This window comes from Canibacter zhuwentaonis, from assembly GCF_018531145.1.
In the GTDB taxonomy this organism is placed as follows: domain Bacteria; phylum Actinomycetota; class Actinomycetes; order Actinomycetales; family Microbacteriaceae; genus Canibacter; species Canibacter zhuwentaonis.
The window spans coordinates 221,036-234,799 of sequence record NZ_JAHDSZ010000001.1 but is presented as its reverse complement, the minus strand read 5'-3'; the positions used below and the strand labels follow the sequence as shown (position 1 = coordinate 234,799).

14 protein-coding genes are annotated in these 13,764 nt (G+C 50.9%); 7 read left to right on the top strand and 7 right to left on the bottom strand.

Annotated elements, in window-relative coordinates; all coding sequences use genetic code 11:
- Positions 1-4: 4 nt before the first annotated feature.
- From KJY78_RS01080 to KJY78_RS01070, 3 genes are all read right to left on the bottom strand, one after another.
- Positions 5-961: an aspartate carbamoyltransferase catalytic subunit gene (locus KJY78_RS01080; protein WP_214336618.1), complete on the bottom strand. Its 957-nt coding sequence runs from the start codon at positions 959-961 to the stop codon at positions 5-7.
- Positions 961-1,671 (bottom strand): bifunctional pyr operon transcriptional regulator/uracil phosphoribosyltransferase PyrR, encoded by a 711-nt coding sequence (gene pyrR, locus KJY78_RS06500; protein ID WP_348771163.1) that lies wholly within the window; start codon positions 1,669-1,671, stop codon positions 961-963. Before pyrR ends, KJY78_RS01080 begins: the two co-directional genes overlap by 1 nt.
- Positions 1,672-1,970: 299 nt before the next feature.
- Positions 1,971-2,201, bottom strand: a complete 231-nt coding sequence (locus tag KJY78_RS01070; protein WP_214336614.1) for a hypothetical protein — start codon at positions 2,199-2,201, stop codon at positions 1,971-1,973.
- Between the two features lie 231 nt (positions 2,202-2,432).
- On the opposite strand from KJY78_RS01070, the gene KJY78_RS01065 reads away from it, so the two are divergent.
- Complete coding sequence (locus tag KJY78_RS01065; protein WP_348771149.1) at positions 2,433-3,443, top strand: SGNH/GDSL hydrolase family protein; 1,011 nt, start codon at positions 2,433-2,435, stop codon at positions 3,441-3,443.
- On the opposite strand, the gene gluQRS is transcribed toward KJY78_RS01065, so the two are convergent.
- A complete protein-coding gene (gluQRS, locus tag KJY78_RS01060) occupies positions 3,440-4,399 on the bottom strand; it encodes a tRNA glutamyl-Q(34) synthetase GluQRS (protein WP_214336610.1) in 960 nt (319 codons plus the stop codon). The two genes, KJY78_RS01065 and gluQRS, sit on opposite strands and share 4 nt — an antisense overlap.
- A 50-nt stretch (positions 4,400-4,449) precedes the next feature.
- Between gluQRS and pdxY the strand changes: the two genes are divergently transcribed.
- The gene (gene pdxY, locus KJY78_RS01055) at positions 4,450-5,331 is read left to right on the top strand and encodes a pyridoxal kinase PdxY (protein WP_214336608.1); all 882 of its coding nucleotides are present in this window, start codon (positions 4,450-4,452) and stop codon (positions 5,329-5,331) included.
- 261 nt (positions 5,332-5,592) lie between these two features.
- Positions 5,593-6,399: a HincII family type II restriction endonuclease gene (locus tag KJY78_RS01050; RefSeq protein ID WP_214336606.1), complete on the top strand. Its 807-nt coding sequence runs from the start codon at positions 5,593-5,595 to the stop codon at positions 6,397-6,399.
- Positions 6,400-6,420: 21 nt separating this feature from the next.
- Here KJY78_RS01050 and KJY78_RS01045 read toward each other — a convergent pair whose 3' ends face one another.
- The 3 genes from KJY78_RS01045 to KJY78_RS01035 all read right to left on the bottom strand — a co-directional run bounded on the left by KJY78_RS01045 (position 6,421) and on the right by KJY78_RS01035 (position 8,475).
- Positions 6,421-7,971, bottom strand: coding sequence for an Eco57I restriction-modification methylase domain-containing protein (locus KJY78_RS01045; RefSeq protein WP_214336605.1), 1,551 nt, complete (start codon positions 7,969-7,971; stop codon positions 6,421-6,423).
- A 110-nt stretch (positions 7,972-8,081) separates the two neighbouring features.
- Positions 8,082-8,291 carry a helix-turn-helix domain-containing protein gene (locus KJY78_RS01040; protein WP_348771162.1) on the bottom strand — a complete coding sequence of 70 codons (210 nt, stop codon included), beginning with the start codon at positions 8,289-8,291 and terminating at the stop codon, positions 8,082-8,084.
- A 10-nt stretch (positions 8,292-8,301) separates the two neighbouring features.
- The gene (locus KJY78_RS01035; RefSeq protein WP_214336603.1) at positions 8,302-8,475 is read right to left on the bottom strand and encodes a hypothetical protein; all 174 of its coding nucleotides are present in this window, start codon (positions 8,473-8,475) and stop codon (positions 8,302-8,304) included.
- Between the two features lie 147 nt (positions 8,476-8,622).
- Between KJY78_RS01035 and KJY78_RS01030 the strand changes: the two genes are divergently transcribed.
- The 4 genes from KJY78_RS01030 (at position 8,623) to KJY78_RS01015 (ending at position 13,750) form a co-directional block, all read left to right on the top strand.
- Complete coding sequence (locus tag KJY78_RS01030) at positions 8,623-8,919, top strand: hypothetical protein (protein ID WP_214336942.1); 297 nt, start codon at positions 8,623-8,625, stop codon at positions 8,917-8,919.
- 242 nt (positions 8,920-9,161) lie between these two features.
- On the top strand, positions 9,162-9,380 hold the full coding sequence (locus KJY78_RS01025) for a DUF2283 domain-containing protein (protein ID WP_214336602.1): 219 nt from the start codon (positions 9,162-9,164) through the stop codon (positions 9,378-9,380).
- 339 nt (positions 9,381-9,719) lie between these two features.
- Complete coding sequence (locus KJY78_RS01020; RefSeq protein WP_214336601.1) at positions 9,720-12,488, top strand: type I restriction-modification system subunit M; 2,769 nt, start codon at positions 9,720-9,722, stop codon at positions 12,486-12,488.
- Positions 12,485-13,750: a restriction endonuclease subunit S gene (locus KJY78_RS01015; RefSeq protein ID WP_214336600.1), complete on the top strand. Its 1,266-nt coding sequence runs from the start codon at positions 12,485-12,487 to the stop codon at positions 13,748-13,750. Before KJY78_RS01020 ends, KJY78_RS01015 begins: the two co-directional genes overlap by 4 nt.
- The last annotated feature ends 14 nt before the right edge of the window (positions 13,751-13,764 follow it).

Below are 13,764 nucleotides of genomic sequence, written 5' to 3'. Positions count from 1 at the left end.
CCGCTTAACTCACTTCCTGAAGACCCGTTTTAAGCAGCATAGCCAGCGCCGCCATCCGCACAAAAACACCGTTCTCAACCTGCTCAAGCACGCTCGTTTGCGCCGCATCCACCGCGGCAGAACAAATCTCAACCCCCCTGTTAACAGGGCCCGGGTGCATTATAAGAGTGCTCTCTGGCAGGGCGGCAAAACGCTCTGCGGTAAGCCCCCAGGAGGCCACATACTCCGGTATTGACGGGAAAAATCCCGCACGCATCCGTTCGTGCTGCACCCGCAGCAGCATCACAACATCGGGCTTTTCTGCCAGCGCCTCATCCAGCGAATGTGAAACTCGCGCAGGCATCTGCGCAACCCCAAACGGCAGCAGGGTTGCTGGCGCCACAAAAGTAACGCTCGCGCCGAGAGTACTGAGCAGCCACATATTGGAACGGGCAACTCGCGAGTGCAAAATATCGCCCACAATCACAACTCGCACGCCGTCAAGATCCTGCCCCGGTGAGGCAGCTAAGCGCAATCGCTGGCGGATCGTGTAAGCGTCAAGCAATGCCTGTGTGGGATGCTCGTGCGTGCCGTCTCCCGCGTTCAAAACCGCGCAATTAACCCAGCCGCTGTGCGCGAGCTTGTGAGCTGCTCCCGATGCCCAGTGGCGGATAACCATCGCATCCGCACCCATCGCCTGCAGGGTTTGGGCGGTGTCTTTCAGGGATTCTCCCTTGCTCACAGAGGAGCCCCTAGCGCTGAAGCTTAGAACTTCTGCGCCCAGGTTTTTAGCCGCCGTTTCAAAGGATATTTTAGTGCGGGTAGAATCTTCAAAAAACAGGTTGATTATTTTTTTGCCGCCCAAAAGGTCTGTTTTGGCACTGCCCGTGTGCTGCTTCTGACGGGCAAAACCCGCCGCGCTATCGAGCAGCGCGATCGCGTCTGCCCGGCTTAAATCCTGCGTGTGTAGTAGGTGTTGCACTATGCGACCTGCTCTTTCAGCGCGGTCTTAGCGGGCGCAACGCTCATGATGCCCGCGGCATCCTCAGCGCACGCGGCACTCTCAGAATCAGCAAGGCTCGTGACGACCGCAGCTGCCTCACTACTCGCAGTAGTTGCAACACTCGCAACGTCTGCAAAACAGTTCACTTTCAGCTCGGTTGCGGCGCTAATATCACCGATCAAAACTTCATCAACCCCGTCAGTTTCGGCGAGCCGCACTAAAATCCGCTCACTTTTCGCGCTCGGCAGATTTTTGCCGATAAAATCAGCACGGATTGGCACTTCGCGATGCCCGCGGTCAATTAACGCGGCCAGTTTAATAACGCTCGGCCTGCCATACTCCCTGAGCGCATCAAGCGCGGCCCGCACGGTGCGCCCCGAATACAGCACATCATCAACAAGCACCACGGTTTTATTGTTGAGCTGTTTAGATTGCGCCTGCGCGCCACTGTTTTCAAGCGGATCATGCCGCTCATATGCCAAATCGTCGCGGTATTTAGTGATATTAAGCTCAATAACCGAAACGCTCGTGTTTTCTAGTTTGCCGATAATCGCGGCTATCCGCTCTGCGAGGGGCACTCCCCTGGTTTGAACGCCGACTATTACAAGGTCTGACGCGCCCTTGTTAAACTCTAAAATTTCATGGGATATGCGCGTTAAAGCACGCCTCATATCCGTTGCCTCAAGCACTATCCGCAAAACAGTGCCTCCTTTCTTCGCCTCACGGGACGACACATTAAAAGAAGTGCGTAATTATAGTTTAGCGCATACTCGATGATCCTATGCTGCGCGTGCCGTAGCCTCACAGCCAACGTGCTCAGGCTAAGAAAGCAGTTTGCGCAGCGCTGCTTGCACTCTTGCAATATCAGCCTTAACCGTTGCGGATTGCCGGATCACAGAGTTGCATTTGCGTCACAACAGCAGTCGGCAGCCCGTACAGGTTAATGAATCCCATTGCATCGGAGTGGTTTTATCCTCATCAAAAACAGCTATCTGCGCGCCAAAATGCGGCGCGCACCACGCAGCGAAATACCCTTACGCAACAGGTTTAAGGCGATAATTCCAACCCCAAAACCAAGCAGGGTTGCAAACATTAGCAGACCACGCACATACACAAACAGGGCGCTAAAAATAACGTTCAAATGATCTAAAAAGCCCCAAACACCGGTGTTACTAACGGTGCCACCAGTGCCTTGCGGGAAGAATAAAATTTGGGTCACTCACCCGCTCTATTAGCCAGCCCGTTGGTAAGTTCGCAAGCGCAATTCCCAGCAGCGCAAGACCGCGCGCAAAATCAGGCACCACAAGCCTGACCGAAGAATTAACGGATGCACCTGCCAGAACACCGTGTTTCACTGCATTACTCACCTTAAAAGTCTAGCCACGCACAGCTGAGCCGGTCAAATTGCCGGTAGTATTTTTGGATGTGCATAAACAACAAAAAGTCAGCTTTGCAAAATTCATCTAATTCCGATAGTTCCGAGCTGCCCTGGTCGCGCATGATAGTAATCGGCGACTCTTTTGCCGAGGGGCTCGGAGATCCTGAGCCGAAAGCCTGCGGTCAGCTGCGGGGCTGGGCGGATCGAGTTGCCGAGGTTTTTGCCGGTTTAGATCCTAATTTCGCCTACGCAAATCTGGCGGTGCGCGGCAAGGTGATCCGCCAGATAGCCGCAGAGCAGGTTGCTCCCGCGCTCAAACTAAAACCCGATCTTGTGTTTATCTCAGCCGGTGGTAATGATGTGCTCAGACCACGCTCGAATCCCGATCAGATCTCGCAACGCCTGGAAAAAATAGTAGCAGAGTTTAGTGCCGTGGGCGCAACCGTTGTGCTGTTTAGCGCATTTGACGTTAAAGACGCGAAGGTTTTCCGCACAGTGCGCGAAAAAGCCGCTGTTTTTTCGCAAAATATTTACAGTATCGCAAACAAACATGATGCGCTGGTTGTGCACTGCTGGGGAATTATCGCCGCACACGACGAGCGATACTGGGATGCCGACAGGCTGCATCTCAACGCGCTCGGGCATCACACGGTTGCCTTACAGGTGCTCAACACGCTCAATGTACCGCACAATCTAAAACAGCAGCATCCCGCCCCGCTGCCCGAGCGCAGCTGGCGACAGGCACGTCACGAAGACGTTATTTGGGCGCGCGAACACTTTATGCCGTGGGTGATTCGACGGGTTAAAAGGGTTTCTTCCGGTGATAACCTCAGCCCCAAACGCCCCGAGGCGCTACCGCTGACGGTTAATGGCGCGGATGCGGATTCGAGCGCAGCCACGGGTGCAGCTGTAAACACGCACCCCGCCCCGGGCACAGCGGCGGGCTCAGCCGTAAATCTAGGCGAGGGCGCAAGCGCAAAACCAGAACGTCCAGAACGTGAGCGCACTGACAGACGCACACACAACACGCACCCAAACAAAGCAGCCACCACCCAAACAAAGGCGCAACCGGCAAAACACTAAAAACCCTTAAAAACAAAGGGGTCTCTGCTTAGTTTGTGAAAAGCAAAATCACAGGCGGCAGCTTTTAGTGCGTCTGTGGCGAGCGGATCCGCTGCCATTCCCAGCGACAACAGCAACATTTGCAGCACCTCAGCCGTACCGACTCCCTGCTCCCGCAGCTGCGCCAGTGTCACCGCGCCGTCTCTTTTTGCGAGCCTCACCCCCCGAGCATTAACCACCAACGGCACATGGGCGTAGCTTGGCGCCGGCGCATTTAGCAGCCGCGCAAGCAGTATTTGGCGAGGCGTGCTGCTGGCCAGATCGTCACCGCGCACAACCTGATCCACGCCAGCGGCCGCGTCATCAACAACAGTCGCCAGATTATAGGCGTACACACCATCGCCACGGCGCAGCACAAAATCATCAATCGGCGCGCAAACCCTGCCCTTAATCAGATCGGTGAAGCACAGCTGCCGCTCAGAGGCCGCAACTTTTAGGCGCAGCGCTGGCAGCCTGGGCGCAATTTTAGCCTTGGCGCGCTGCAAAGCTGCCGTGCTGAGAGTGCGACAAATTCCCGGATACGCTCCCGGAGGCGCGTGCGGCGCGGTTGGCGCGGTCAAAATGTCTTTGCGCGAGCACACACACTCGTAAACGCGATCCTGCTCACACAGCGTTTGCAACGCCACATAATAGGCGTGATCGCGCTCTGACTGCTTCATAACCGGCAGCTCCCACACAATCCCGAGCCTGCGCAGATCCGCCAGCTGCCGCTCTGCAAAACCCTTATCTCGCGCCCTGTCAATATCGTCGATGCGCAGCAGAAAATCGCGACAAGTGCCGCGCGCCGCCAAAAACGCCACCAGCGCGGTGCGCAAATTGCCAAGGTGTAAGTCTCCCGACGGGCTCGGCGCATACCGCCCCGCGCCCGGCTTGTGCGCGCCTAAAACTTCATGGCTCGCAGGTTCGTTGGCAACCATGCAATTCATCCTACCGGCAAAAATTAAGCATCCTGTGGCAGAATCTAGATATGCGTATACTATCTATTCAGTCTGCTGTAAGCTACGGTCACGTGGGTAATTCTGCCGCAGTGTTTCCGCTGCAACGCCTCGGGCACGAGGTGATGCCCGTTGCAACCGTGTGCTTCTCAAACCACACCGGCTATGGCGACTGGCAGGGTGTTATGTTTAACGGAGAGCAGGTGCGCGATATTGTTGCGGGCATCGATAAGCGCGGCGCGCTGGCAGACACCGAGCTAATAATATCCGGCTACCAGGGCGGATCAAGCATCGGCGACGCAATTCTTGACACGGTCGCAAAAACCAAAGCCCGCAATCCGCGCGCGGTTTACTCCTGCGACCCGGTACTAGGCAACGAAAACTCGGGCTGTTTTGTAAGCCCCGAGGTGCAGGAGCTAATCCGCGACAGAGTTATTCAGCACGCAGATATTATTACTCCCAACCAGTTTGAGCTTGGCTTTTTAACCGGGCGCGAGCTAAACACGCTCGCCGACACGTTCGACGCAATTAAAGAAATTCAGCGGATCGGCCCGCAAACGGTGCTGGTAACAAGCGTAAATCGCGCCGATGCGCAGAGCCAGACGCTCGAAATGCTCGCGGTAAACCAGAGCGAGGCGTGGCTTATCAGCACTCCCCGCCTGCCCGGTAAAATTAACGGCTCGGGCGATGTGACCCAGGCGCTGTTTGCCGCTCACTTAAGCAGCGGCAAGTCTCTGCGTCAGGCGCTAGAGCTGACAACGGCCAGTGTTTTTGAGCTGCTCGCTAAAACAATCAGCGCGGGCTCTAAAGAGCTGCTGCTTATTGAAGCTCAAGAAGCGTATGTTGCTCCCGCACGCTCATTCACCGCGCGTCAGATTGATCGCAGCAGCGGATCCGAGCTTAACCCCGCCTAGTTTATCTGCCACCTGATCCGCTTACGAAGTAGTTGGGTCTCGGCGCTTCGGAAGGTTTGGGCGAAACTGTCACCTTAGACTTGCCGAGGCGCTGGACACCGGTGATGTACTCCGACGGCCTCGATATCACAGAGCATTGCTGACCGGCTGTGCGAAGAACTTGAGATCATCCCAGGTGTCAGCTCGCGCAATGTCCTGCTCGTTAGTCTTCGAAATGTTGCGCTCTAGACCCGAGCTCTCTTCATATGTAGCCTATATAACATGAATGTGCCACAACTGTTACAAGATATTGCAACAAAACTTACCCATGCAGAAGCCCCTCGCCCTAGCGGGCAACTGTCGGGGCACGCAGGAGGACTTGTATTCGAAGGTTTAGCACACAAAGAGCTCGTTTCTCATGCACCAGGAAGAGCGTTTAGGCATTATGAAGCTCTCAATGCTGCTCTTTCTGACTTTGTAGCTACTGGCAAAAAACCAGAATCGGCGACTTTTGGTGAGCCTGCACTAGATTATCTGGTTTCGCGAAGTAAGAGCGCTACGGAAAAGTGGAAACCTTCAAATCCCTTTGAGGAGAAGCAAAATGATACCGCTGAGAGTATCTTGTTTTCTGACGGTGAGCTAAAATTCGAATCCCCTGAAGTAACTCTGATTGATATTAAATCTCAGAACGCCTCTAAGCCCTCCCAGCCTCCGAACATTATTTCGGCAAACAAATTGTCACAAGCGGCAAAGTTAGTACTAGAGAGCGGCGCAGAGCCTAAATTCGATATTTATTACTTGGGTGTTCGTTTCTTCCCGACAGAGAGAAATGGGGTGAAGATCCTCAAAGCTGACGAGTGGTGTGTCGTTGATTTATTCAAGATCGCCCCTACAGAGCTTTATATCAATTGGGCTGCAGCACTCCAGATTCAATTCCATCCATTTGATGTGAAACAAAACTATCAAAGATCTAAACGCGACTGGTTTAGAGACTTCCTGGAACATTGTTATTCGAAGTCGCTCGCATCTAGAATAGCAAAACAGCAAAAACGACTTGACGAAGTCCTTGCCATTTTGCATAAATATTAGGGAGCACAGAGCGTCTTCGAGTTAATTGAAATCCTTAAACTCTTTACTAATCGCGTTAATGAATTCTTCTGAGTTCATCGTGCTTTTGAGATAAGCAGATACCTCCTCGGTAATGCGATTGTGAAATTCGACTTCGATCGGATCATTCCAATCGATGAAGCGGAATGGTATGTCGCTTAAAGGTTTTTCGGAGAACTCTGCGATCCCTCCCTTCATGAGACCTCGGACTCTAATCCACTCAGAAACCTGAATGGTAGATAGATAGGCGAGGATGTATTCAATCGACTCTCGAGTGGTGTCTAATGGTGCAAGCGCTGTCACATCTTGGGTCGCTACAATTCCGCCATCCACCAGTGCGAAACGCGCAGTTCTTCTGTTCGTCATGCGTTCCTTACATGGAACGAAAATCTTTGGGGTATTTGATACAAGAAACTTTTCAGATCTCCTAAAAGCCCATTCCCATATAGGGAGTTCGCGCCCATAAGAGTAACGGCTGAGAAGCTGCTTCTTGTACGGCATTAATTGAGTAACAAAATTTGGATACCGGATCTGAACCTCCTTTTCCGACAGCCCCACTGGTATATCAATATACGCAGAGAAAGCTTTGGGTCTCAAAGAATCTAAATCCTTTGCTTTGGCAACCTTCATAAGACACTTTTGTTCGTCTGCGGTAAGTTTGAAATCTTCTGCGTGATCGAAGCGGAAAGCTTTATCTAATCCTGAAACCATACCATTAGCGATACTGACATAATCGCCGAGACGAGCGATTTGAGGAATGTCGAAAAGATACTCATCCGAGGTTCTCATGGCGACCTTTTCAACTTCTTCCACCACGCTTTGGGTTTTGGCGTCAGCAAGCGTCCAGTGCTTTCCAGGCTGAAAAGAGGGAATAGTCAAGCTCTGAAAGTGTTTTTGACTATCAAGCTCGACATCCGCACTGACTTTTCTTCCACCAATATACTTCCAATAGCTAATCGTAGATTGTGCCGAGTCTTTTACAAATTTAAAAATTACGATAGCACTTGAAACGCCATCGAAAACTTTCGCTTCGCCGAAATCAATAATCTCAGTAACAACGCCTTGCGTTAAAATCCAATCTCTTAAAGGTGCAGAGTGCAGAGTGTGCATCCAAAAAGACGGAGTAATAAAAACGAGTTCACCTCTGGGCATCAGGTGCTCGATACTGTTCGCAATAAATACGCTGAGATAATCGGACAAAGGGTTGAACAGCTTGCCCCATAAGTGATGCCGCTTTAGTTCTAATTGCAATTCTGGCTCCAGATGTTTCCATCTGATATATGGTGGATTTCCTATGATTCCAGCGTATTTTTCTGACGGCTTCCACGAAACAAAAGAGGCGTGCTCAACCTTATGGTTGCTTTTCTGCTGAAGCCGGAGGTCGATTTCAACACCGATGTAGTTAGAAAATCCGGCTTCATACAACGCATCCAAAAAGACGCCCTCTCCTGCACTAGGTTCAAGTATCGGCGCTTCTTTGGCGGCAGTAATACACCCAACCATCATCCTTGCTATATGCATTGGTGTGAAGTACTGCCCATAATCATTTTTCACGCGCTCAATTCTCCTTCATTTTCAGTCACCTATAGATGTTCATTTAGTACAAGAAAAGTTAAGTAATAAAAGCAAAATATTCCTCATCGGCATTATTAAAATGTGCAATTCTAGATACAGGAGTGTTCGACTGTGCATACATCCACAAGCTGGCAATCGAGAGCATCACATATACGAACTAGAATGTCCGTATTAACATTCTCATTGCGCCCCAACTTTGCAATAGTCGCACCGGATAGACCTGTCAGTCGACGCAGATCCTGTTTCTTCATATTCTTGTCAATAAGCAATTTCCAAAGTGGTTTGTAACTAATTGACACCCGTTTGTTGTTATCGACCATAGTGCTGACCCTCGGCAACATCGTAAACATCCAGCAAATAGCCATACCGGCCTCTGTCTTTTTCTTTCATAAATCTAATAACATTCACCTTTTCGTGTTCCTGGATACCTTCATCGAGACCGCGCATTCGCGCATATGTCGTCGGGTTTTCTGCCATGTTCATCTTCTCTCGTCTGCGGTGCTAAAGATCCAATTTTAGAATATAGATTCTGTAGCGCAAATACTTTTCTTCCATCTAACTTATTTTATAGAAAACGATGTATATGCGCACAAAAAGTGCACAAACGCTACAGCAGATAATGTGAAGAGCATGACGAAATCAGAAGCAGATGACCCTGAAGGTTGCGTCAAAGGCAAGCAAGATCTTGAGCGATGGCCGGTATGGCTCAGCGGTAAAGAGTGTTGCTGGCTCAGCGCTGGCGCAAGCCAAGCCAACCAAGAGAAGCAAGTAGACCTCTCCAGCGGAAACATCAAACCCTACAAATCCAAGAGCACAGAGGAAATCGACGGCATCGTCGCATTCATCATTGCCTTGGATCGCACGATCCGAAACTGGAGCGAACCTGCCGAATCGGTGTATGACGAGCGGGGGCTGTTGGTTATCTAGCGTACCCTGACGAATATCAGAGTACACCCCGCCATTTGTCGGCGTTAGATAGCCAGCAATAAATGTGAAACTTTTTACTATACTCTAAACAGAGACAGAAACTCCCCTTTCACATCGGGCACATTGGAAACCACCAAAACAAGCTGACATGATGAAGAAAAAAGGGGGAAACAAGATTCGCGTGATAGTGGCTAACAAAACCGGCAATATCATTACAGTTACGAAAGGGTAGTCTCGTGAAAATGACTTACGATAGCGAAGCTGATGCCGCGTACATTACCTTTGGTAAAGACTTAGCACCGAAAGAATCAGCTCAACAGGTTTCTCTCATAGAAACGCCAAACGGTCAAACACAAGTGACGATTGATATAGATAGCGAAGGCTACCTTCTAGGAATTGAAATACTCTCAGCATCAGCTGGTTTACGTGCTGATGTTCTTAATAAAGCGCATCACCTTTGAAAACTGCCCTCTACCACTCCCCCCATCCCCTCCGAGCCCATAGCATAACCCCATTCCAGCAGTTCGCAGTTCACGTGCATGGTAACCAGATTCGCTCAGTAGAAATCATCCACCCAGACGACAATCGCAGGGCTCTTACCCGCTGTTGCTCCCGCACGCTCATTCACCGCGCGCCAGACTCTTTAACGACGTTTTCCAGGTACTATAGAGATGTGGATTCACCCCTAAGCCCTTGGCTTCGTCGTCACTACTGATCCTCTCGGTGAAGAAGAGACAACCCGAGCATGGATGCATAGTTGTTTTTGAACTTGCCCGACAATACGAAAGACGAAACCCCTCATGGATAAACAACAACTCGCAGCTCAGATCTGGAAAGCTGCCAACAAAATGCGTGGCTCTTTGGACGCGAACGACTACAAAGACCTAATTCTTAGTTTGATGTTCTACAAGTTTCTATCGGGCCGAGAAGTTGAGTTCTTCCTGAAAAATGAAATCCCCGAGGATCAACTCGAATCTGAGATTACTTCTAAAAAACCACGCCGAGTCGCTATGGCGCAAGCCTCGCTGGGGTATTTCATCGAGTACAGCGACTTGTTCTCTACGTGGGAAAAGAAGCTTCCAGATCTTCAACCTTCATGGATCACCGAAGCAGCGCTCGCTTTTGATGCCCAGGTCAACCCGCAGTACCGATCCATCTTCCATGAGATCTTTACCCCTCTGGCTTCGGCGGTGCCAAAGCTGGGAACTGATTCCACTGCGCAAGCCAAAAAGCTGCGTGAGCTAATCCGTATCGTCCGCGAGATTCCTACTGATGGTCGCCAAGGGTACGATGTGTTGGGGTACGTCTATGAGTATCTGATTGCTAATTTCGCGGCTAACGCGGGCAAGTCTGCTGGTGAGTTCTACACGCCCCATCAAGTCGCTTTGGTGATGGCTGAAATCGTGGGTCACCATCTGAAAGATCGGCGAGACATTCAGGTATACGACCCCACATCTGGATCGGCTTCGCTACTGCTCAATATTGGTGACGCTATTTCCCGCCGCAGCGGCAACCCTGACTCGATTCAGTACTATGCTCAAGAGCTGAAGAAGGCTGCGTATGCGCTAACAAGAATGAACCTGGTTATGCGGGGTATCCGTCCAGCTAACATCATCACCCGCGAGGGCGACTCGCTCGGTGCAGACTGGCCGATGATCGACCCCATTACTGGCGTGTATCAAACCTTGTTGGTAGACGCTGTGGTGTCAAACCCGCCGTATTCTGCGGAGTGGGAACGCCCGAAGCTAGGCGCTGATCCACGATTCGCCTACGGGCTTGCACCTGAAAAGACAGCTGACTATGCGTTCTTGCTCCACGAGCTCTACCACCTCAAGAGCGATGGGATTCTCGCCATCGTTCTCCCTCACGGCGTACTCTTCCGAGGCGGCGAAGAAGAAGCAATCCGCACTCAACTCATCGACCGCAACCACATCGAAACCATCATCGGTCTGCCTGCCAACATCTTCTACGGGACTGGCATTGCCACCATCGTCATGATCCTCAAGAAAGAACGCGGCTCAGACGATTCCATTCTCTTCATCGATGCCTCACGCGGTTTTGAAAAAGCGGGTAAGAAGAACGAGCTGCGCGAACGTGACGTTCGAAAGATCGTCGACACCGCTATCGAACGGCGAACAGAAGACAAATTCTCCAGACTCGTTAGCCGAGCAGAAATCCGAGAAAACGGCTACAACCTAAACATTCCACGCTATGTCGACTCGTCAGATCCTGCCGAGACGTGGGACATCTACGCGACCATGTTTGGTGGAATCCCACAAAAAGAAATCGACACGCTCGCCACCTACTGGGATGCCTTGCCAGGGCTGCGTGAACAAATCTTCAATTCCACAACCGAGACCCACACCCACGTGCAAGAGAACATCAAGACCAACAACTCCTTGGCCGATTCGGTGCATCAACACCCATCTGTTGCCTCGTTCGAAGCCAGCTTTACGTCAGCTTTCAACGGATATTCGCAATCACTAAAGACTCGACTCGTTCACCATCTCGCCGACGTGGACATGACCATCATCGAGGCAGCGCTACGAACAGAACTCTTCCAGCACCTCAAGCAAGTACCCATCATCGATGACTACTCCGTATATCAAATCTTTGCCAACCACTGGAAAGTAATCGGCAGAGACCTAGAAGTCCTCAAAAGGCAGGGCTGGGATCAAGTGCGCCGCGTCGAGCCTAACTACGTCATCAAGAAAGTAAAAGGAGTCGAAAAGGAAGTTCAAGAAGGATGGTTTGGCACTGTCCTCCCGTTTCAGCTCGTCCAACAAGAACTCCTGGCCGAAGACTCCAGCGACCTTGAAGCTCTTCAAACACGCCTAGCGCAAGCCGAAGAACGAATAAGCGAACTATTTGACTCCCTGTCAGAAGAACAACTCGGCTCCGGAAAAAACTCAGTAACTAACGCCGCCGGGGATGCATTCAACGCTACCAACGCGAAGAACCGGCTCGGCTCGCTCATGAAAGACATCACCTCGCCCGAAATTGGAGTGCTCGAAGAATACATAGATACACGCGGAGCGGCACGGAAGTCTCTCGTAACGCTACATCCAGAAGTGAACTGGGCAGCAATGACGGCCGACAAGTCAGGCGCATACACCGCTACGACAGTACGCACCTATATCGACCAGCTAAAACGCGCTACAGATTTCGAAGACGACGCACTCGAACCGATCCTCATCGAAGCACTCGACCTGCTCGAAGAAGTCAAAACAGCCAAGAAGGACATCAAAACCCGAGAAGCCAAGATCCACCTTGACACCAAGCACATTATCGAGAACCTCGATGACAACACCGCCCGTAGTCTCCTCGAAGTCAAATGGGTCGATCGCCTACTCGACGACATCAACACCGTCCCGCATCAAACCATCGAAACACTCATCGAGGCCATCTCAGAGCTTGACGCAAAATACAACACAACCCTCTCCGACATCGGCCACAGAACACAAGCAGCACAGCAGAATCTTTCGCGCATGATGGGGCAACTCATCGGCTCCGAACGAGACATGGAAGGCATCACCGAACTCGCCAAGATCCTCGGAGAGCAACAATGAGTCAGAATAACGCTCCGGCGATACGCTTCCAAGGCTTCCATGAGGAGTGGATTCAAAGCCAACTGGGAAACTTGATTGCTCTTGGGTGCTCGGGTGGCACGCCAACAGCAACAAATCCTTCCTACTATAACGGCCATATACCTTTTTTAGGAATATCGGATATTAAGGATCGCTTCATTCGTAGTACGGCTAAACACATTACTGATGCGGGTCTAAACAATAGCGCTGCGTGGATAGCACCTAAGGGATCTATTTCTCTCGCTATGTACGCAAGTGTGGGTAAGGTCGGAATTCTCGACATAGACGCTGCCACAAGTCAGGCATTTTACAATATGGTCTTCTCTAGTGCGGGAACCCGTGATTTCATTTATGCACGCTTAAAAAACGCAGAACTTGGGCTTGAGTGGGAGCCATATATTTCCACTGGTACACAGAGAAATCTTAATGCCGAAAAAGTAAAGTCGTTCCCCCTCTTTGTTCCTTCTTTAAAAGAACAGGAAGCGATTGGATCGTTGTTCCATAAGTTGGATGATCTGCTTGACGCATCGGCGAAGAAGATCGAGAAGCTGAAGCAGCTCAAGACCACCATGCTCACGAAGATGTTCCCACAAGGAGACTCTCGCGTGCCAGAGATCAGATTCAGTGGCTTCCAAGACGAGTGGAAAAAGTGGGATTTCAGTAGCTTTTTCAAATTTGGTAGATCGGTCCCAGTGACCCGTGCGAACCTCAATGAGAAAGCTGGAAATGCATTAAGCGTTCACTACGGGGACATCCTCACTTCTCTACCCAATCTAGTTGATGTCAGCTCGCAAAAACTCCCTTTCATCAATGACCCAGAGTTGGTCTCAAGATTATTCAGCAAACAACTGCTAAACGGTGATGTCGTTATGGCCGATACAGCAGAAGACGAATCGGTAGGTCGGTGTGCGGAACTACGCATCCGTGGCGAATTGCCTGTTTTTGGCGGACTTCACACATACGTACTGCACCCCTTGATAGAGTGCGCAGAAGGATTCTTAGGTGTTCTTATGAACAGTGCGTTAGTTCACTCCCAAATCGTACATTTTTCTCAAGGGACTAAAGTTACTTCTGTCAGCAAGGAAGCACTGTCGGGATTATTACTCCTGATTCCTTCCCTATCTGAGCAAGAAGGCATTAGTAATTATTTCCGTGAGCTCGACATTCTCATCAATTTCGAACTGGAAAAGCTGGAAAAGTTGCATCATTTGAAGTCGGCGTTCCTGGCGTCGATGTTCGTTTAGTTCGAAGGGGTACT